Below are 17,027 nucleotides of genomic sequence, written 5' to 3' on the forward strand. Positions count from 1 at the left end.
TGCCGGAACCGGTCACCGCGGCGTCCCGGCGGCCCGCCGCCGTCAGCGGATCCGCTCGGCCAGCCGGGCGGCGGGCGGCAGCCCGGCGTGCGGGGCGGGGCGGCGCTGCCCGGGGAGGGGGGAGCCGGGGGCGGCCAGGCCGGGCGGCGGGGCGGGGCGGCGCGGGCCGGACTGGTGCGCCGGGGCGGGCTCGACGGACAGGCCCAGCCGGGCGACCTCGATCCGCACCCCGCAGTCGGCGAGCGCGTCCAGCTCCCGGGCGGTCGGGTCCTCGGCGGCGGCGTGCTCGTCGGTGACCAGCCGGGTGATCGCCTCGGTGGCGACGGTCTGGAACATGCTGTCCGCGCCGAGCTTGGTGTGGTCGGCCAGCACGATCACCTCGTTGGCGGCCTGCACCAGGGCCCGGTCGACCGAGGCCGAGAGCATGTTGGCGGTGGACAGGCCGCGTTCGGCCGTCAGCCCGCTGCCGGACAGGAAGGCCTTGGTGACCCGCAGCCCGGCCAGCGACTGCTCGGCCCCGCTGCCCACCAGGGCGTAGTTGGAGCCGCGCAGGGTGCCGCCGGTCATCACCACCTCGACCCGGTTGGCATGGGCCAGCGCCTGGGCGACCAGCAGCGAGTTGGTGACCACCGTCAGCCCCGGCACCCGGGCGAGCCGACGGGCCAACTCCTGGGTGGTGGTGCCGGCGCCGACCACGATGGCGTCGCCCTCCTCGACCAGACTGGCGGCGAGGTCGGCGATGGCGCTCTTCTCGACGGCGGCGAGGTGGGTCTTCTGCGGATAGCCGGGCTCCCGGCTGAAGCCGCCGGGGAGCACCGCACCGCCGTGGCGGCGGTCGAGCAGCCCCTCGGCCTCCAGCGCCCGGACGTCCCGGCGGACGGTGACTTCGGAGGTCTGGACGACGCGGGCCAGCTCACGGAGCGACACGGCTCCGTTGGCGCGCACCATCTCAAGGATCAACTGGCGACGTTCTGCTGCAAACACAGAACCGACGGTAACCCGAGTGACCGTCTGCTTTCAGGCGTTTGCACCTGGTAACGGGATTTGCTCACGTCGGAACGGCGCATGACCCTACAATGCGCGCTCCGCCGAGCGGGTGACCCCGACGGCGCACGCCCGGCTCCCGCCCGGGAACCGGCGCGCCGCCGCCCGGGAGCCGGGCGGCGGCGAGGCGGTGGTGCGGCGGAGAACCGGGCGGGAACCGGGCGCGGACGGTCAGGAAGCGGCGTTCTCCCGCTTGCGGATGTGCAGCTGGCGGGCCGCCTCCGCGGTGGAGCCGGAGAGCGACGGGTAGACCGTGAACGCGCCGGCCACCTGTTCGACCGTCAGATTGTTGTCCACCGCCAGCGAGATCGAGTGGATCAGCTCGGAGGCGCGCGGGGCGACCACCACGCCGCCGACCACGATGCCGGTGCCGGGGCGGGCGAACAGCTTCACGAAGCCGTCCCGGATGCCCTGCATCTTGGCGCGCGGGTTGCCGCGCAGCGGGAGCTTGACCTCGACGGCGTCCATCTTCCCGCAGGAGACGTCGGCGTGGGTGTAGCCGACGGTGGCGATCTCCGGGTCGGTGAACACGTTGGACGCCACGGTCTTCAGGTTCAGCGGCTGCACCGCGTCGCCGAGCGCGTGGTACATCGCGATCCGGCCCTGCATGGCGGCCACCGAGGCCAGCATGAAGACGCCGGTGCAGTCGCCGGCCGCGTACACGCCGGGGGCGGAGGTGCGGGAGACCCGGTCCACCTTGATCTGGCCCCAGTCGTTGACCGCGACGCCGGCCTCCTCCAGGCCCAGTTCCTCGGTGTTGGGGAGCGAGCCGACCGCCATCAGGCAGTGCGTGCCGGTGATCACCTTGCCGTCGGCCAGCGCGACCTCGACCCGGTCGCCCACGCGCTTGGCGCTCTCCGCCCGGCTGCGGCCCATCACGTTCATGCCGCGGCGGCGGAACACGTCCTCCAGCACCTCGGCGGCGTCCGGGTCCTCGCCGGGGAGCACCCGGTCGCGCGAGGAGACCAGCGTGACGTTCGAGCCGAGCGCCTGGTAGGCGCCGGCGAACTCGGCGCCGGTGACGCCGGAGCCGACCACGATCAGCTCGCGCGGCAGCTCCTCCAGGTCGTAGACCTGCGTCCAGGCCAGGATGCGCTCGCCGTCCGGCTTGGCGTCCGGCAGTTCGCGCGGGCGGACGCCGGTGGCCAGCAGCACCGCGTCGGCGCGCAGCGACTCGACGCTGCCGTCGGCGGCCTCGACCAGCACCTCGCGGGAGCCGTCGATGGCCTGCCCGCCCGAACCCAGCCGGCCGCGGCCGCGCAGCACCGTGACGCCGGCCCGGGTCACCGCCTGGGTGATGTCGTGCGACTGGGCGATCGCCAGCCGCTTCACCCGTCGGTTGACCTTGCCGAGGTCGACGCCGACCACCCGGGCCGCCTGCTCCAGCGGCGGAGTGTCGTCGGCGACGATGATGCCGAGCTCCTCGTAGGAGCTGTCGAAGGTGGTCATCACCTCGGCGGTGGCGATCAGCGTCTTGGACGGCACGCAGTCCGTCAGCACCGCCGATCCGCCCAGGCCGTCGCGGTCGACGACGGTCACCTCCGCGCCGAGCTGGGCGGCCACGAGGGCCGCCTCGTATCCGCCAGGTCCGCCACCGATGATCACGATCCGAGTCACGTGCCCCATTGTCCCGCATGCCGGAACCGATTCCGCGCCGGGGCCGTTGTTGTTCACCCGGCGTCAGCCGGTCCGTCCGATCCGCGCTCCGACCCGCAGTCCCCCGGACACCGCGCAGGTGCCCCCGGAGGTCTTCACGGCGCCGTCCGTCCGGGCCGCCGCGCAGCCGCGCCCGGCACCGCGGTGGCGGTCACCGCGGCCGCCGTCGCGCGCGGGGCGGGACCTCCCCCACGGCAGGCCCGCCCGGACGGCACAGCCCGGCGGGCCGTCCGGCTCCCGTAGGCTGGCGCCCATGTCGCTCTACGCCGCCTACGCCACCAACCTCGACGCCCGGCAGATGAGCCGGCGCGCCCCGCACTCCCCGCTGCGCGGCACCGGCTGGCTGCCCGGCTGGCGGCTGACCTTCGGCGGGGAGCACCTCGGCTGGGAGGGCTCGCTGGCCACCGTGGTGGAGGACGAGAAGGAGCAGGTCTTCGTCTCGCTCTACGACGTGGCGCCGATGGACGAGGAGGGCCTGGACCGCTGGGAGGGCGTGCAGCTCGGCATCTACCGCAAGGTGAAGCTGCGGGCGCAGACCCTGGACGGCGAGGTCGCGGTCTGGACGTACGTGTTGAACGACTACGAGGGCGGGCTGCCCGCCGCCCGCTACCTGGGCCTGATCGCGGACGCCGCGGAGAGCGCCGGCGCGCCCGACGACTACGTGCTGGACCTGCGCCGCCGCCCCTGCTGAACCCCCGGCGCGTCCCGCCGGACGGCCGGTCCGTCCGGCGGCCCGGGGCGGTGTTTCCGGCCGTTCGGGGTAACGATCCGGCATGGCCCCGGCGCGTTGTCTACGCGCGTAGGCCAATGTGACCTATCCTCGGCGGTGTGAACGCATCTCCTCAGACGGCCGTCTCCGCCGACCCCTACGCCGCCGCCCGGGCCGCCGCCGACCGGCTGCGCGAAATCACCGGTGCCGAGCGCCACGACGTCGCCCTGGTGATGGGCTCCGGCTGGGTGCCCGCCGCCGACGCGCTCGGCGAGACACTCGCCGAGTTCCCGGTCACCGAACTGCCCGGCTTCCCCGCCCCCGCGGTGGCCGGCCACGCCGGCACGATCCGCTCGGTGCGGCTCCCCGGCGAGCGCCGCGCCCTGGTCTTCCTCGGCCGCAACCACTACTACGAGGGCCACGGCGTGGCCACCGTGGTGCACGGCGTGCGCACCGCCGCCGCGGCCGGCTGCGGGACGGTCGTGCTCACCAACGGCTGCGGCGGCCTGCGCGAGGGCTGGGTGCCCGGCCAGCCGGTGCTGATCAGCGACCACATCAACCTGACCGCGGACTCCCCGATCGTCGGCGCCAACTTCGTCGACCTGACCGACCTGTACTCCAAGCGGCTGCGCACCCTCTGCCGCGAGATCGACCCGTCCCTGGACGAGGCGGTCTACGTGCAGTTCCGCGGCCCGCACTACGAGACCCCGGCCGAGGTCAACATGGCCCGGGTGATCGGCGGCGAGCTGGTCGGCATGTCGACCACCCTGGAGGCGATCGCCGCCCGCGAGGCCGGCGCCGAGGTGCTCGGCATCTCGCTGGTCACCAACCTGGCCGCGGGCATCACCGGCGAGCCGCTCAACCACGCCGAGGTGCTGGAGGCCGGCAAGGCGTCCGCCGAGCGGATGGGCGCCCTGCTGGCGAAGGTCCTGGAGCGGATCTGACACCCCGACGGGGGCCGGACTCCCCCGTCGCGGCGCAGCGCTGACGGAGAATCAGGGGCGCGGGGCCCGCGCGAGCGGACGGCTCCCGCGCCCCTGCCGCGCACCGCGCGTCGCCTCTCGTCCCCACACCTCTCGTCCTCACCTCTCGTCCTCACCCCAGGGAGCGGACCGCATGCCGAAGGAATCCACCACCGACCTCCTCGACCGGGCCCGGGCCTGGCTGGCCGAGGACCCCGACCCGCAGACCCGGGCGGAGCTGACCGCGCTGCTGGCCGCCGCCGAGGGGCCCGGCGCCGAGTCGGAGGAGCGGATCGCCTGGTCCCGGCTGGCCGAGCGGTTCTCCGGGCGGCTCCAGTTCGGCACCGCCGGCCTGCGCGGCGAACTGGGCGCGGGCCCGATGCGGATGAACCGGTCCGTGGTGCTCCGGGCCGCCGCCGGCCTGGCCGCGTACGTGCGGAAGAACCCCGCCCTGGGCGACCTGGTGGTGATCGGCTACGACGCCCGGCACAAGTCGTACGACTTCGCCGTGGACACCGCCGCCGTGGTGGTCGGCGCCGGGCTGCGCGCCGCACTGCTGCCGCGCGCGCTGCCGACGCCGGTGCTGGCGTTCGCGATCCGGCACCTGGGCGCGGCCGCGGGCGTGGTGGTGACGGCCAGTCACAACCCGCCGCAGGACAACGGCTACAAGGTGTACCTGGGCGACGGCTCGCAGATCGTGCCGCCCGCGGACGCCGGGATCGCCGCCGAGATCGACGCGCTGGGCGCGCTGGCCGACGTGCCGCGCGCCGAGGGCGGCTGGGAGGTGCTCGGCGCGGAGGTGCTCGACGCCTACCTGGACCGGGCGGTGTCCGTGCTGGACGCCGACGGGCCGCGCGCGCTGGCCACCGTCTACACGCCGCTGCACGGCGTCGGCCGGGACGTGCTGCTGGCCGCCTTCGAGCGGGCCGGGTTCCCGGCGCCCGCCGTGGTCGCCGAACAGGCCGAGCCGGACCCGGACTTCCCGACCGTCGCGTTCCCCAACCCGGAGGAGCCCGGCGCGATGGACCTCGCCTTCGCGGCGGCCCGCGCCGCCCGCCCCGACCTGGTGATCGCCAACGACCCGGACGCCGACCGCTGCGCCGTCGCCGTGCCCACCCCGGAGGGCGACTGGCGGATGCTCAGCGGCGACGAGGTCGGCGCGCTGCTCGGCGCGGCGCTGGCCGCCAAGGGCGCGGACGGCGTGTTCGCCACCACCATCGTCTCCTCCACCCTGCTCGGGAAGATCGCCGCCGCGGCCGGGCTCGGCTACGCCGAGACGCTGACCGGCTTCAAGTGGATCTCCCGCACCGAGGGCATCCGCTACGGCTACGAGGAGGCGCTCGGCTACTGCGTCGACCCGGACGGCGTCCGCGACAAGGACGGCGTCACGGCGGCCCTGCAGATCGCCGAACTGGCCGCCGGGCTCAAGCGGGACGGCCGCACCCTGACCGACCTGCTGGACGAACTCGCGCTGGCGCACGGCCTGCACGCCACCGGGCAGCTGTCGGTCCGGGTCGACGACCTCGCGGTGATCGCCGACGCGATGGCCGCGCTGCGCGAGAAGCCCCCGGTGGAGCTGGCCGGACTGGGCGTGGTCCGGGCCGACGACCTGACGGCGGGCAGCCCCGAACTGCCGCCCACCGACGGCCTGCGCTACCTGCTGGCCGGTCCGGCCGTCGCCTCGGCCCGGGTGGTGGTCCGCCCGTCCGGCACCGAGCCCAAGCTCAAGTGCTACCTGGAGGTCGTCCTGCCGGTCGCCGCCCCGGCCGGGCTGGCCGCCGCCCGCGCGCAGGCCCGCGACCTGCTGGACGTGATCAAGCAGGACCTGGCCGCCGCGGCGGGCCTGTCCTGACCGACGGCCGATCCGCGAGGGGCCCGGGCGCACCGCCCGGGCCCCTCCGTCGTACCGGGTCCGTCCTGCGGGGCGCGACCGCCGCCTCCCCCGGACTCCCCGAAGTCCCCCGACTCCTTCAACTCCCCCCGGGGAGCGGGGAATCAAGGTGCCGGTGCCGACGTTCGTCGAACGTCGAACACCCGAGCAGCACCGACCGTCCAGGGGGAACCACCATGCGCGCACTCGTCATGACCGAGCCCGGCGGGGCCGAGCACAGCCACGTCCTCGACCTGCCCGTCCCGGAGCCCGGCCCCGGCGAGGTCGCCGTCCGGGTCGCCGCGGCCGGCCTCAACTTCGTCGACGTGATGGCCCGGCGCGGCGACGCCGCCTACGCCCCGAGCTGGCCGCACCGGCCGGGCAAGGAGATCGCCGGGACGGTGCTCGCCACCGGCCCGGGCGTCACCGGCCTGGCCCCGGGCGACCGGGTGGTCGCCGCCACCCGCGGCGGCGGGCTCGCCGAGGTCGCGCTCGCCGAGGCCGCGCTGACCGTCCCGGTGCCCGCGGGCGTCCCGCTGGAGGTCGCCGCCACCGCCCCGCTCGGGCTGGCCACCGCGCTGCTGCTGCTCACCGACGCGGGGCGGTTCGCCCCCGGCGACCGCGTGCTGGTGCACTCGGCGGGCGGCGGCATCGGCGGCGCGGTCGCCCGGCTGCTGCCGCTGCTCGGCGGCGGCCTGGCGGTCGGCACCGTCGGGCGCCCCGGGAAGGCCGCGGCGGCCGCGGCGGCCGGGTACCACGCGGTCTTCGCCCGGGACGCCGAGCTGCCGGAGCGGCTGCGCGAGGCCACCGGCGGCCGGGGCTTCGACCTGGTCCTCGACCCGCTCGGCACCACCGCGCTCGACCTCGACCTGGACCACCTCGCGGCGGGCGGCCGGGTCGTCCTCTACGGCAACCCGGGCGGCGGGGCGCCCGCCGCGCTCCCGCCGTTCGGGCGGCTGCTGGGCGCCAACGCGACGCTCACCGGGTTCAGCCACGCCGGGCTGCTGGCCGCCGCCCCGGCGAAGGTCGCCGACGCGGTCCGCCGCGCCCTCGACCTGCTCGCGACCGGCGCGCTGGCCGCCCCGGTCGGCACCGTGGCCGGCCTGGCGGGCGTCCCGGCCGCGCACGACCTGCTGGCCGCCGGGCACGCCGAGGGCAAGTACGTGGCCGTGCTCTGACGGGGCGTCAGGTCGCCAGGATCACCGAGACCAGGGCGACCAGGCCGGCCAGGGTCGGGGCGATCACCCACCAGCACCAGGTGACCCGGACCTCGCCGGCCGCGCCGGGCTGCCCGGCGTTGCGGTCGGCCTGGTCCTGGAGCGCGGCCACCACGGCGTCGGACCAGGCGCGGGACGGGTCGAGGTCGTGGTCGCGGTGGCCGCGGGCGCGGCCCGCCGCGGTGCGCGGGTCGCCCTCGGCCGCGGCCCGGGTGGCCCGCCGGTTGGCGCGCTTGCGCTGGCGGATCGAGACCGGCACCGCCCAGACCTGGAACTTGCGCCCGCCGGCGAAGAGTTCGACCGAGTACCCGGCCCTGAGCCCCTCGACCGACGCCCAGGGGGCGACGATCGTGCGCAGCGGGTTGCGGACCAGCAGCCGCCGGTCGTTCGACTTCACGGCGGGCCGCAGGGTGTACGCGACGACGGGGAGCGCGAAGACGGGCGCGGCGGCGAGGGCGACCCAGGGGGTGGCGCCGGTGCCGTTCACCATGGCGTCGACGATCAGCCAGCCGGCGATTCCGAGCAGCATGACGCCCGCGATGAGGCCGGGGACGGAGCGGTGGACGCGGTCGGCGTACTGCGGCCCGTCGGCGGCGGACCCCTGGTCGGGTGTCCGGTCGGATTCGGTCATGCCGTCGATTCTGCCCCAGCCGGGCACCGCCCCCAAGGGCGACCCGGGCACGGGACGGTCACGATGACCGTCCCGTGACCTGCGCCGTCAGGGTGTGCGGCGGCGCAGCGTGGCCGCGCCGAGGGCGAGGGCGAGCAGTCCGCATCCGGCCACCACGGCGAGGTCGGTGAGGACGGCGCCGCCGATCCCGGCCTCGGTGGTGAGCCGGGCCGTCGCGTCGACGGCGTAGGAGAGCGGCAGCGCGTCGGAGAGCAGCCGCAGCGGGGCGGCCATGTCCTCGCGGGGCACGAACAGCCCGCAGAGCAGCAGTTGCGGCAGCAGCACCGCGGGCAGGAACTGGACGGCCTGGAACTCGGTGGCGGCGAACGCGGAGACCAGCAGGCCGAGGGCCATCCCGAGCAGCCCGTCGGCGACCGCCACCGCGAACAGCGCCCAGGTGGGCCCGGCGACGTCGAGGCCGAGCACGCCGAGGGTGAGGGCGGAGGCCAGCGCGGCCTGGAGCAGGGCGACGGCGCCGAAGGCGAGGGCGTAGCCGAGCAGCAGGTCGAGCTTGCCGAGCGGCATGGTGAGCAGGCGTTCCAGGGTGCCGCCGGTGCGTTCGCGGAGCATCGCGACCGAGGTGACCAGGAACATCACCAGCAGCGGGAAGATCCCGAGCAGTTCGGGGCCGATCCGGTCGAAGGCGGCGGGCTGCCCGTCGTACATGTACCGGAGCAGGACCAGCAGCAGGCAGGGCACCAGCAGCAGCATCGCCACGGTGCGCGGGTCGTGGCGGAGCTGGGCCAGCACCCGGCGGGCGGTGGCGAGGGTGCGGCGGGCGGAGATCATCGGGCGGCCCCTCCCGGGTGCGGCGCCGGAGCGGTGCGGACCAGGTCGAGGAAGGCGGCCTCGATGTCGGTGGCGCCGGTGGCGGCGAGCAGCGCGGCGGGGGTGTCGTGGGCGAGCAGGCGGCCGTCGCGCATCAGCAGCAGGCGGTCGCAGCGGGTGGCCTCGTCCATCACGTGGCTGGAGACCAGCAGGGTGGCGCCGTCGGCGGCGAGCCGCCGGAACAGCTGCCAGAGCTCCTGGCGCAGCACGGGGTCGAGGCCGACGGTGGGCTCGTCGAGGACCAGCAGTTCGGGGTGGCCGAGCAGGGCGGCGCCGAGCGAGACCCGGGCCCGCTGGCCGCCGGAGAGCCGGGCGACGGTGGTGTGCCGGTGCGCGTCCAGGCCGACCAGCGCGGTGACCCGGGCCGGGTCGCCGGCGGGGGCGCCGAGGATCGCGGCGAAGTGGTCGAGGTTCTCGCCGACCGTCAGGTCGCCGTACACGGACGGGGCCTGGGTGACGTAGCCGACCCGGTCGCGCAGTTCGGCGCTGCCGGCCGGGCGGCCGAGGACGGTGACGGTGCCGGCGGTGGTCCGCTGCACGCCGACGACGCAGCGCAGCAGGGTGGTCTTGCCGCAGCCGCTGGGGCCGAGCAGGCCGGTGACGCTGCCGCGCGGGACGTCGAGGTCGAGGCCGGGGAGCACGGGGCGGCCGCCGCGTTCGACGACCAGTCCGGCGATCCGGACCGCGGGGCCGGTGTCCGGCCCCGCCATGGAATTCATCATGTGATGAGTTTTGCGCGGCGGCCCCGCCCCGTCAACCCTCCGGACCGCCCGCCGGATGAGCTGCGTCACACCCGTCAACCGCGACGGGCCCGCCGCTCGTGTTCCACGGCAACCCGCCGACGGTGGCCGGAACCGGAAAGGAACCCGCCGTCCGCCCCGCCCCGCGCGACACTGTTCCGCGACCCGCCGCCCGACCGGACCCCCGCCGAGACCGGGCCCACGGCCCGCACCGACCAGGAGCCCCCGATGCCGCCGACCACACCGGCCGCCCTGCCGCACCCCCGGTCCACCCGGCCCGCCGCCCCGGCCCCCGGCCCCCGGGCCCCGCTCCCGCTGCGGGCCTGGCACGCCGCCGGGCCCGCGCTCGGCGTGTACGCGGGCGCGCTCGCCCTGCACCTGTGGCTGCTCGACGCGCTGGCCCGGCCCGGGACGCCGCTCACCGACCGGCTGACCGCCTGGGACGGCAAGCACTTCCTGGAGATCGCCGCCGACGGCTACCCGACGGCCTTCAGCCACGACGCCGCCGGCGCGCTCACCGGCAACAACCTGGCGTTCTTCCCGCTCTACCCGATGCTGGTCCGCCTGGTGCACGGCCTGACCGGCCTCGAACCGGCGCTCGCCTCGGTCGTCACCGCCCAGCTCGCCACGCTGGCCGCCCTGGTGCTGGTGCACCGGCTGGTCGAGGGCCTGTACTCGCGGACCGCCGCCACCGCCGCCCTGGTGCTGCTGGCCGCCGCGCAGCCGATGTCGCTGGTCTTCTTCATGGGCTACAGCGAGTCGCTGTTCCTCGCGCTGGCGGCCGGCACCCTGCTGGCCGCGCACCGCCGGGCCTGGACCTCCGCCGGACTGTGCGCCTTCCTGGCGGGGCTGACCCGGCCGGCCGGCGTCGCGGTGGTCGCCGCGCTGGCCGTCGCCGCCCTGCTGGAGTTGCGGCGCGAACGCCGCTGGTCCGCCCCGCCGCTGCTGGCCACCGCGCTGGCCTGCACCGGCACCCCGCTCTACCTCTGCTGGGTGGGCGCCCGGCTGGGCACCGCCGACGCCTGGTTCACCGTCCAGGGGGCCGGCTGGGGCACCCGCTGGGACTGGGGCACCTCGCTGTGGACGTTCCTCACCGGCGCCCTGGCGCGCGGCGACGGCTGGGTGCCGGTCAGCGTCGCCCTGCTCGTGCCGGCCCACCTGCTCGCCCTCGGACTGGCCGCCCGGCGCACCACCTGGCCGCCGCTGCTGGTCTACGGGGCGCTGGTCGTCGTCCTGACGCTCGGCCAGAGCAACTACTACCACTCCAAGCCCCGCCTGCTGGCCCCGGCGCTGATCGTGCTGGTCCCGATCGCCCTCGCGCTGGCCCGGGCCCGGACCTCCACCCGGATCGCGGTGCTGGCCGCCGCCGCCCTGTTCGGCTGCTGGTACGGCGCGCACCTGCTCGCCGTCTGGCCGTACGCGATCTGAGCGGCCGCCCGGCGGTCGGTCCCGGCACCAGGGTCCGGCGGTCGGGTCCGCGGGCTTGACAGCCCGCGGATAAGCGGTACGGCCGCGGCATCCCGGTTCGGTACGATTGCGGCGGCCGGACGGCAGCCGCGACGCGCCGCGACCGGCCTCTCGACAATCCGTCCGCGGGCGCCTCCTCGCGCCCGCCGGAGAGCATCGGAGTTCCCCAGGATGACTCGGCAGTTGATCACCAGCGCGCTCCCCTACATCAACGGGATCAAGCACCTGGGCAACATGGTCGGGTCGATGCTCCCGGCGGACGTCTACTCCCGGTACCTGCGCCAGCGCGGCCACGAGGTGCTGTACATCTGCGCCACCGACGAGCACGGCACCCCGGCCGAGCTGGCCGCCCAGGAGGCCGGGCTGCCGGTCGCCGAGTTCTGCGCCCGCGCGCACGACCAGCAGAAGGCGATCTACGACGGCTTCCAGCTGTCCTTCGACCACTTCGGCCGCTCCTCCTCCCCGCAGAACCGCGAGATCACCCAGGAGATCGCCCGCGAGCTGCAGGCCAACGGCTTCATCGAGGAGCGGGCGATCCGCCAGGTCTACTCGGTCGCCGACGGCCGCTTCCTGCCGGACCGCTACATCGTCGGCACCTGCCCGTTCTGCGGCTACGACAAGGCCCGCGGCGACCAGTGCGAGAACTGCACCCGGGTGCTCGACCCGACCGACCTGCTGGAGCCGCGCTCGGCGATCAGCGGCAGCTCGGAGCTGGAGGTCCGGGAGACCAAGCACCTGTTCCTGCTCCAGTCGAAGCTGACCGACGAGGTCGAGTCCTGGATCGCCGCGAACGGCGACTCCTGGCCGGTGCTGGCCTCCTCGATCGCCCGCAAGTGGCTCACCGAGGGCCTGCAGGACCGCGCGATCACCCGCGACCTCGAATGGGGCGTCCCCGTCCCGGCCGACACCTGGCCCGAGCTGGCCGCCGAGGGCAAGGTGTTCTACGTCTGGTTCGACGCCCCGATCGAGTACATCGGCGCCACCAAGGAGTGGGCCGACGCCACCGGCAACGACTGGCGCTCCTGGTGGTACGAGGCCGACGACACCGTCCGCTACACCGAGTTCATGGCCAAGGACAACGTCCCGTTCCACACGGTGATGTTCCCCGCCACCCTGCTCGGCTCCCGGCAGCCCTGGAAGAAGGTCGACTACGTCAAGGCCTTCAACTGGCTGACGTACTACGGCGGCAAGTTCTCCACCAGCCAGAAGCTCGGCATCTTCACCGACGTCGCGCTCGAACTGCTGCCCGCCGACTACTGGCGCTACTACCTGATCGCGAACGCCCCCGAGTCCGACGACTCCAGCTTCACCTGGGACCTCTTCGCGGCCACCGTCAACAAGGACCTCGCCGACACCCTCGGCAACTTCGTCAACCGGGTGCTCTCGTTCAGCCGCAAGCGCTTCGGCGACGAAGTCCCGGCCGGCGCGGAGAACGGCGAGCACGAGACGGCGCTCGGCGCGCAGATCGCCGAACTGCTCGCCGAGTACGAGGCCCAGCTGGACGCGCTCAACTTCCGCAAGGCCGCGCAGGCGCTGCGCGCCCTGTGGTCGGCGGGCAACTCCTACCTCGACGTCACCGCGCCGTGGACGCAGATCAAGACCGACCCGGAGGCCGCGGCCCGCACCCTGCGCACCGCGATCAACCTGATCCACCTCTACTCGGTGGTCTCCGAGCCGTTCATCCCGACGGCGGCCAAGGCGATCCGGGAGTCCTTCACCCTCGCCGACGACACCCGCACCTGGGTCACCGCCGACGAGGCCCGCGCCCTGGCCCTCGTCCCGGCCGGCACCCCGTTCACCGTCCCGCCGGTGCTCTTCGCCAAGATCACCGACGAGGACCTCGCCACCTGGAGCGAGCGCTTCGGCGGCGGCGACGACGCGGCCTGACCGCCCGTCACCCCGCCAGGTACCCCTGGACGGTGCGTCCCAGCAACGGGACCAGCACCTCCGGGGGTGCCGAGGCGAGCGGCTCCACCGCGATCACGTAGCGGGCCATCGCCAGCCCCACCACCTGCGACATCACCAGCTCCACCCGCAGCTCCGGGTCGGGCACGCCCAGCTCCGCCGCGATCCGGCCGACCAGCTCGGCCACCATGAAGTCGCGCATCAGCGCCGCCACCTCCTCACTGGCTGCCGCCGTCCGCACCAGCGCCAGCAGCCGCTCCCGCGCGGCCGGCTGCTCCCACAGCCCCACCACGAACGCCGCGACCCGCTCGCCGACCGTCTCCCGGTCCCCCCCGAACACGGTCTCCACCACGGCCCGCGGGTCGAACGGGAACTCCAGCGACGCCATGAACAGCCGGTCCTTCGTCCCGAAGTAGTGGTGCAGCAACGCCGCGTCCACCCCGGCCGCCCGGGCGATCGCCCGCATGCTCGCCTTCTGGTACCCCCGTGCCGCGAACTCCGCCCGCGCCGCCCCCAGCACCACCCCCCGGGTGTCCCCACCCCCGGGCCGCCGCCCCCGCACCTTCGCTCCGCCGCTCATCCCGCCATTGTGCTGGGACGGTGACCCGCCACGCGAAACCGGACCCTGTCGGTCCTCGAAGAACCGCACCGGTGGGTTTCCCGCAGCAGGAAACCCACTGAAAAAGGGTCGCTCCGATCACTTTCAACGGTTTCCAACTACAGGAAACCGTGTCTCATGGGAAACCTTTCCCTTATCGTGCAATCCTTCCAGTATGAAGACACCCGCCCCCTCGGGCAGGGCGCTCCTGGAGAGCGGCCTCGAAGTACTGCGCGGGCTCCTGGGCCCGGACTGGCGGGTCAGCACGCTGCCCGAAGCGGCGGGCCAGGGAGACACCGGCGCCGACGCGATCGTCCAGATCACGGCGGAGGCGGACAACACCACAGCCCAGTTGCTGGTCGACGCCAAGCCCTCGCTCACCCCCCTCGCCGTCCGGGAGCAGCTCGCCCCGAAGGCCGCACTGGTCCGGCGGCTGCAGCACCACACCCAGCCGTTCGTGATCACCGAATCGCTCACCGAGCGCACCAAGCAGGAGCTCCGCCAACACGGCATCGGCTACATGGACCTGCACGGAAACGTGTGCCTGCGCGTCTCCCGACCCGCCGTGGTGATCCTGGCCGACGCCCCGCGGCGGGCCCTCCGCGCCACTCCCGCCGTCCGCGCCGCACCGACGCGCCGGCCGAAGCTCGCAGGACCCCGCGCGGGGCAGCTGGTGCGGTTCCTCGCGGACGTCGCACCCCCGTACACGGCCTCCGAGCTGACCGCGGCCACGGGAATCAGCAAGGGGTACATGTCCAAACTGCTGAACACCCTGGAGGACCTCCTCCTGATCCGGCGCGAAGGCCACATGGTGGTGAAGGTCGACTGGCCGGGCCTGCTGCGCGAGCGGGCGGCGCAGTTGTCCGTCCTGCGGCACAACCCGTTCGTCGGCATGATCGCTCCGAACGGTCCCGGGCCGCTGCTGGAATCGGTGCGCGCGCTCCAGCAGCGCGGCGAGCGGATCGTGCTCACCGGCTCGTACGCGGCACGGAAGATCGCGCCACTGGCCGTCGGCGGCCAGGTGATGCTCTATGTCCCCCACTCCGTCCGGGGCCCCTACGAGATCGGGGAGGAGTTGGGGCTGCTCCCCACCGACCAGGGCGCCGACACCTTGCTGCTGCGCGCGCACGACGACGTGGTCTTCGACCGCACCCTGGTCATCGACGGGGTGGAACAGGTCGCACAGAGCCAGCTCGTACTGGACTGCCTGTCAGGCCCGGGGCGAATGCCCGCCGAAGGCGAAGCCGTCCTGGCGCGGATGATCGACGACGAACAGGAGTGGAGGCTTCCAGGACTGTCCGCACCCCACCGCAGCCGTCACCATTAGCATCCGGTTCGCCACCTTCTGTTATCGCGCATGGAGTGAAGAATGTCGAAAGTCCCGAACGGCGTCGACCCCGAGCAGTTGACCGTGGTCGCTCGGCGAGTGCTGCTGGACGGACTCGAAGCCCTGCGGGACCACCGCGAGGCCATCACCGTCGTCGGCGCCCAGGCCGTCCACCTGCGCACGCCCGACGCCGCGATCCGGTCGGCAGCACACACCTCCGACGGCGACCTGACCCTGGACCCCGCGCGCCTGCCCGACCGGCCGCTGCTCGACGAGGCGCTGCGCGCCGGCGGGTTCGAGCTGCTCCAGGATGACCAGCCCGGCCTGTGGGGGCGCTCCGAGCAGGTGGGAGAACGGACCGTACTGGTGGAACTCGACCTGCTCGTACCCGAAACCCTGGTGCAGCGCGGCCGACGCAGCGCGAAGCTCCCCCCGCACGGCACGATGAGCGCACGGTGGATCCGCGGCCTCGAAGTCGCGGTGGAGGACCGGTCCCCACTGGCGATCAGCTCCCTGGAGGACGGTGACCGGCGGGAAGTGACCGTGCACGTCGCCGGCGTTGTCGCCCTGCTGGTCGCCAAGGCGTTCAAGATCAGCGATCGGCTCGCGGACGAGATCCGCCGCCCGGACAGGCTGACCGACAAGGACGCGGCGGACGTGTTGCGCCTGTTCATGAGCGCCGCACCGACCCGGGCCGCTGCCGATGCGGCACGCCTGCGCGCGAGCGAACGCGTCGGGGCGGTCGCCGCGGAGGGCCTGGAGCTGGTCACCGAACTCTTCGGACGCCCCGGTGCCCGCGGGGTGGAAATGGCCGTGCAGGCCCTGGCCGCAGACGTTCCGGAGGCGCGCATCCGGGCGCTGGCCCCCGCTTTCACCGCCGCGCTCCGCCCCACGGCCCACAGCGGCTGACGTCACCCGGCCCGCTCTGCCGTCCGGGCCGGGCAGTGCGGGTGCTTCCGGCAGGTGGACACATTTTGGTCAGGACTCGAAACCGCCCCGCCCTACCGGCTTCCTACGCGCGTAGATATGCTGGTCTGGTGACTATGTCCACTCTTGCAGCCAATGCCCCCGGCGCTGCGGGCGGCGGCCTCTCGGACGTTGCGGCGTCCGAGGCCACCTTGCGCCGTTTCCTGCACGGCCTGCCCGGGGTCGATCAGGTCGGTCTGGAGTCGCGGGCCGCGACTCTCGGTACGCGGTCGATCAAGACCACCGCGAAGGCCTTCGCCATCGATCTCGCCATCTCGATGATCGACCTGACCACGCTGGAGGGCGCGGACACGGTCGGCAAGGTCCGCTCGCTCTGCGCGAAGGGCCTGAGCCCGGACCCCTCCGACCGGACGGCGCCGCGGGTCGCGGCGATCTGCGTCTATCCGGACATGGTCGCGACCGCGAAGGAGGCGCTGGGCTCCAGCGGCGTCCAGGTCGCCTCGGTGGCCACCGCGTTCCCGTCCGGCCGGGCCGGGATGCCGGTGAAGCTGGCGGACACCGCGGAGGCGGTCGCCGCGGGCGCCGACGAGATCGACATGGTGATCGACCGGGGGGCCTTCCTCTCCGGCCGGTACCTGGAGGTCTTCGAGGAGATCCGGGCCGTCAAGGAGGCGTGCGCGCGCCCCGACGGCAGCTCGGCCCACCTGAAGGTGATCTTCGAGACCGGCGAGCTGCAGACGTACGACAACGTCCGCCGGGCGTCCTGGCTGGCGATGATCGCGGGCGCGGACTTCATCAAGACCTCCACCGGCAAGGTCGCGGTGAACGCGACTCCCCCGGTGACGCTGCTGATGCTGGAGGCGGTGCGGGACTTCCGCGCGGCGACCGGCACCCAGGTCGGCGTGAAGCCGGCCGGCGGCATCCGGACCACCAAGGACGCGATGAAGTACCTGGTGATGGTGAACGAGACGCTGGGCGACGACTGGCTGAGCCCGCACTGGTTCCGGTTCGGCGCGTCCAGCCTGCTGAACGACCTGCTGATGCAGCGTCAGAAGCTGAGCACCGGCCGGTACTCCGGTCCCGACTACGTGACGGTGGACTGAGGAC

15 protein-coding genes are annotated in these 17,027 nt (G+C 74.3%); 9 read left to right on the forward strand and 6 right to left on the reverse strand.

Going from position 1 to position 17,027, the window contains the following annotated elements; genetic code table 11:
* Nucleotides 1-42 precede the first annotated feature (42 nt).
* Both ACIQBJ_RS23360 and ACIQBJ_RS23365 read right to left on the reverse strand, forming a co-directional pair.
* Nucleotides 43-984: a DeoR/GlpR family DNA-binding transcription regulator gene (locus ACIQBJ_RS23360; RefSeq protein ID WP_400713802.1), complete on the reverse strand. Its 942-nt coding sequence runs from the start codon at nt 982-984 to the stop codon at nt 43-45.
* A 231-nt stretch (nt 985-1,215) separates the two neighbouring features.
* The gene (locus ACIQBJ_RS23365; protein ID WP_400713805.1) at nt 1,216-2,670 is read right to left on the reverse strand and encodes an NAD(P)H-quinone dehydrogenase; all 1,455 of its coding nucleotides are present in this window, start codon (nt 2,668-2,670) and stop codon (nt 1,216-1,218) included.
* A 283-nt stretch (nt 2,671-2,953) separates the two neighbouring features.
* Between ACIQBJ_RS23365 and ACIQBJ_RS23370 the strand changes: the two genes are divergently transcribed.
* From ACIQBJ_RS23370 to ACIQBJ_RS23385, 4 genes are all read left to right on the forward strand, one after another.
* Nucleotides 2,954-3,391: a gamma-glutamylcyclotransferase gene (locus tag ACIQBJ_RS23370; protein ID WP_400713808.1), complete on the forward strand. Its 438-nt coding sequence runs from the start codon at nt 2,954-2,956 to the stop codon at nt 3,389-3,391.
* Nucleotides 3,392-3,528: 137 nt separating this feature from the next.
* A complete protein-coding gene (locus ACIQBJ_RS23375; protein ID WP_400713811.1) occupies nt 3,529-4,353 on the forward strand; it encodes a purine-nucleoside phosphorylase in 825 nt (274 codons plus the stop codon).
* Between the two features lie 172 nt (nt 4,354-4,525).
* A complete protein-coding gene (locus ACIQBJ_RS23380; protein WP_400713814.1) occupies nt 4,526-6,223 on the forward strand; it encodes a phospho-sugar mutase in 1,698 nt (565 codons plus the stop codon).
* A gap of 215 nt (nt 6,224-6,438) precedes the next feature.
* On the forward strand, nt 6,439-7,419 hold the full coding sequence (locus ACIQBJ_RS23385) for a zinc-binding alcohol dehydrogenase family protein (RefSeq protein WP_400713817.1): 981 nt from the start codon (nt 6,439-6,441) through the stop codon (nt 7,417-7,419).
* A 7-nt stretch (nt 7,420-7,426) separates the two neighbouring features.
* Here ACIQBJ_RS23385 and ACIQBJ_RS23390 read toward each other — a convergent pair whose 3' ends face one another.
* The 3 genes from ACIQBJ_RS23390 to ACIQBJ_RS23400 all read right to left on the reverse strand — a co-directional run bounded on the left by ACIQBJ_RS23390 (nt 7,427) and on the right by ACIQBJ_RS23400 (nt 9,678).
* Entirely contained in the window at nt 7,427-8,089 is a 663-nt protein-coding gene (locus tag ACIQBJ_RS23390) for a PH domain-containing protein (protein ID WP_400713820.1), read from the reverse strand.
* Nucleotides 8,090-8,176: 87 nt separating this feature from the next.
* The gene (locus ACIQBJ_RS23395) at nt 8,177-8,917 is read right to left on the reverse strand and encodes an ABC transporter permease (RefSeq protein WP_400713823.1); all 741 of its coding nucleotides are present in this window, start codon (nt 8,915-8,917) and stop codon (nt 8,177-8,179) included.
* A complete protein-coding gene (locus ACIQBJ_RS23400) occupies nt 8,914-9,678 on the reverse strand; it encodes an ABC transporter ATP-binding protein (RefSeq protein WP_400713826.1) in 765 nt (254 codons plus the stop codon). Before ACIQBJ_RS23400 ends, ACIQBJ_RS23395 begins: the two co-directional genes overlap by 4 nt.
* 246 nt (nt 9,679-9,924) lie before the next feature.
* Between ACIQBJ_RS23400 and ACIQBJ_RS23405 the strand changes: the two genes are divergently transcribed.
* Nucleotides 9,925-11,124: a mannosyltransferase family protein gene (locus ACIQBJ_RS23405; RefSeq protein ID WP_400713829.1), complete on the forward strand. Its 1,200-nt coding sequence runs from the start codon at nt 9,925-9,927 to the stop codon at nt 11,122-11,124.
* A gap of 210 nt (nt 11,125-11,334) precedes the next feature.
* A complete protein-coding gene (gene metG / locus ACIQBJ_RS23410) occupies nt 11,335-13,050 on the forward strand; it encodes a methionine--tRNA ligase (protein WP_400713832.1) in 1,716 nt (571 codons plus the stop codon).
* A 7-nt stretch (nt 13,051-13,057) separates the two neighbouring features.
* Here metG and ACIQBJ_RS23415 read toward each other — a convergent pair whose 3' ends face one another.
* Nucleotides 13,058-13,648 (reverse strand): TetR family transcriptional regulator, encoded by a 591-nt coding sequence (locus tag ACIQBJ_RS23415; RefSeq protein ID WP_400713835.1) that lies wholly within the window; start codon nt 13,646-13,648, stop codon nt 13,058-13,060.
* 193 nt (nt 13,649-13,841) lie between these two features.
* On the opposite strand from ACIQBJ_RS23415, the gene ACIQBJ_RS23420 reads away from it, so the two are divergent.
* From ACIQBJ_RS23420 to deoC, 3 genes are all read left to right on the forward strand, one after another.
* Nucleotides 13,842-14,993, forward strand: a complete 1,152-nt coding sequence (locus ACIQBJ_RS23420) for a hypothetical protein (protein ID WP_400713838.1) — start codon at nt 13,842-13,844, stop codon at nt 14,991-14,993.
* Nucleotides 14,994-15,092: 99 nt separating this feature from the next.
* Nucleotides 15,093-15,902: a hypothetical protein gene (locus ACIQBJ_RS23425; protein WP_400713841.1), complete on the forward strand. Its 810-nt coding sequence runs from the start codon at nt 15,093-15,095 to the stop codon at nt 15,900-15,902.
* Between the two features lie 134 nt (nt 15,903-16,036).
* Nucleotides 16,037-17,023, forward strand: coding sequence for a deoxyribose-phosphate aldolase (deoC, locus tag ACIQBJ_RS23430; protein ID WP_400713844.1), 987 nt, complete (start codon nt 16,037-16,039; stop codon nt 17,021-17,023).
* The last annotated feature ends 4 nt before the right edge of the window (nt 17,024-17,027 follow it).

The organism is Kitasatospora sp. NPDC088391 (assembly GCF_044753345.1).
GTDB lineage: Bacteria > Actinomycetota > Actinomycetes > Streptomycetales > Streptomycetaceae > Kitasatospora.

Excerpts from the sequence above, each read along its gene's own strand:
- ACIQBJ_RS23405 (WP_400713829.1), top strand. The coding sequence starts at position 9,925 with ATGCCGCCGACCACACCGGCCGCCCTGCCGCACCCCCGGTCCACCCGG.
- ACIQBJ_RS23385 (WP_400713817.1), top strand. The coding sequence starts at position 6,439 with ATGCGCGCACTCGTCATGACCGAGCCCGGCGGGGCCGAGCACAGCCAC.
- ACIQBJ_RS23370 (WP_400713808.1), top strand. The coding sequence starts at position 2,954 with ATGTCGCTCTACGCCGCCTACGCCACCAACCTCGACGCCCGGCAGATG.
- ACIQBJ_RS23400 (WP_400713826.1), bottom strand. The coding sequence starts at position 9,678 with ATGATGAATTCCATGGCGGGGCCGGACACCGGCCCCGCGGTCCGGATC.
- ACIQBJ_RS23395 (WP_400713823.1), bottom strand. The coding sequence starts at position 8,917 with ATGATCTCCGCCCGCCGCACCCTCGCCACCGCCCGCCGGGTGCTGGCC.
- ACIQBJ_RS23365 (WP_400713805.1), bottom strand. The coding sequence starts at position 2,670 with ATGGGGCACGTGACTCGGATCGTGATCATCGGTGGCGGACCTGGCGGA.
- ACIQBJ_RS23420 (WP_400713838.1), top strand. The coding sequence starts at position 13,842 with ATGAAGACACCCGCCCCCTCGGGCAGGGCGCTCCTGGAGAGCGGCCTC.
- metG (WP_400713832.1), top strand. The coding sequence starts at position 11,335 with ATGACTCGGCAGTTGATCACCAGCGCGCTCCCCTACATCAACGGGATC.
- ACIQBJ_RS23415 (WP_400713835.1), bottom strand. The coding sequence starts at position 13,648 with ATGAGCGGCGGAGCGAAGGTGCGGGGGCGGCGGCCCGGGGGTGGGGAC.
- ACIQBJ_RS23380 (WP_400713814.1), top strand. The coding sequence starts at position 4,526 with ATGCCGAAGGAATCCACCACCGACCTCCTCGACCGGGCCCGGGCCTGG.
- ACIQBJ_RS23390 (WP_400713820.1), bottom strand. The coding sequence starts at position 8,089 with ATGACCGAATCCGACCGGACACCCGACCAGGGGTCCGCCGCCGACGGG.
- deoC (WP_400713844.1), top strand. The coding sequence starts at position 16,037 with ATGTCCACTCTTGCAGCCAATGCCCCCGGCGCTGCGGGCGGCGGCCTC.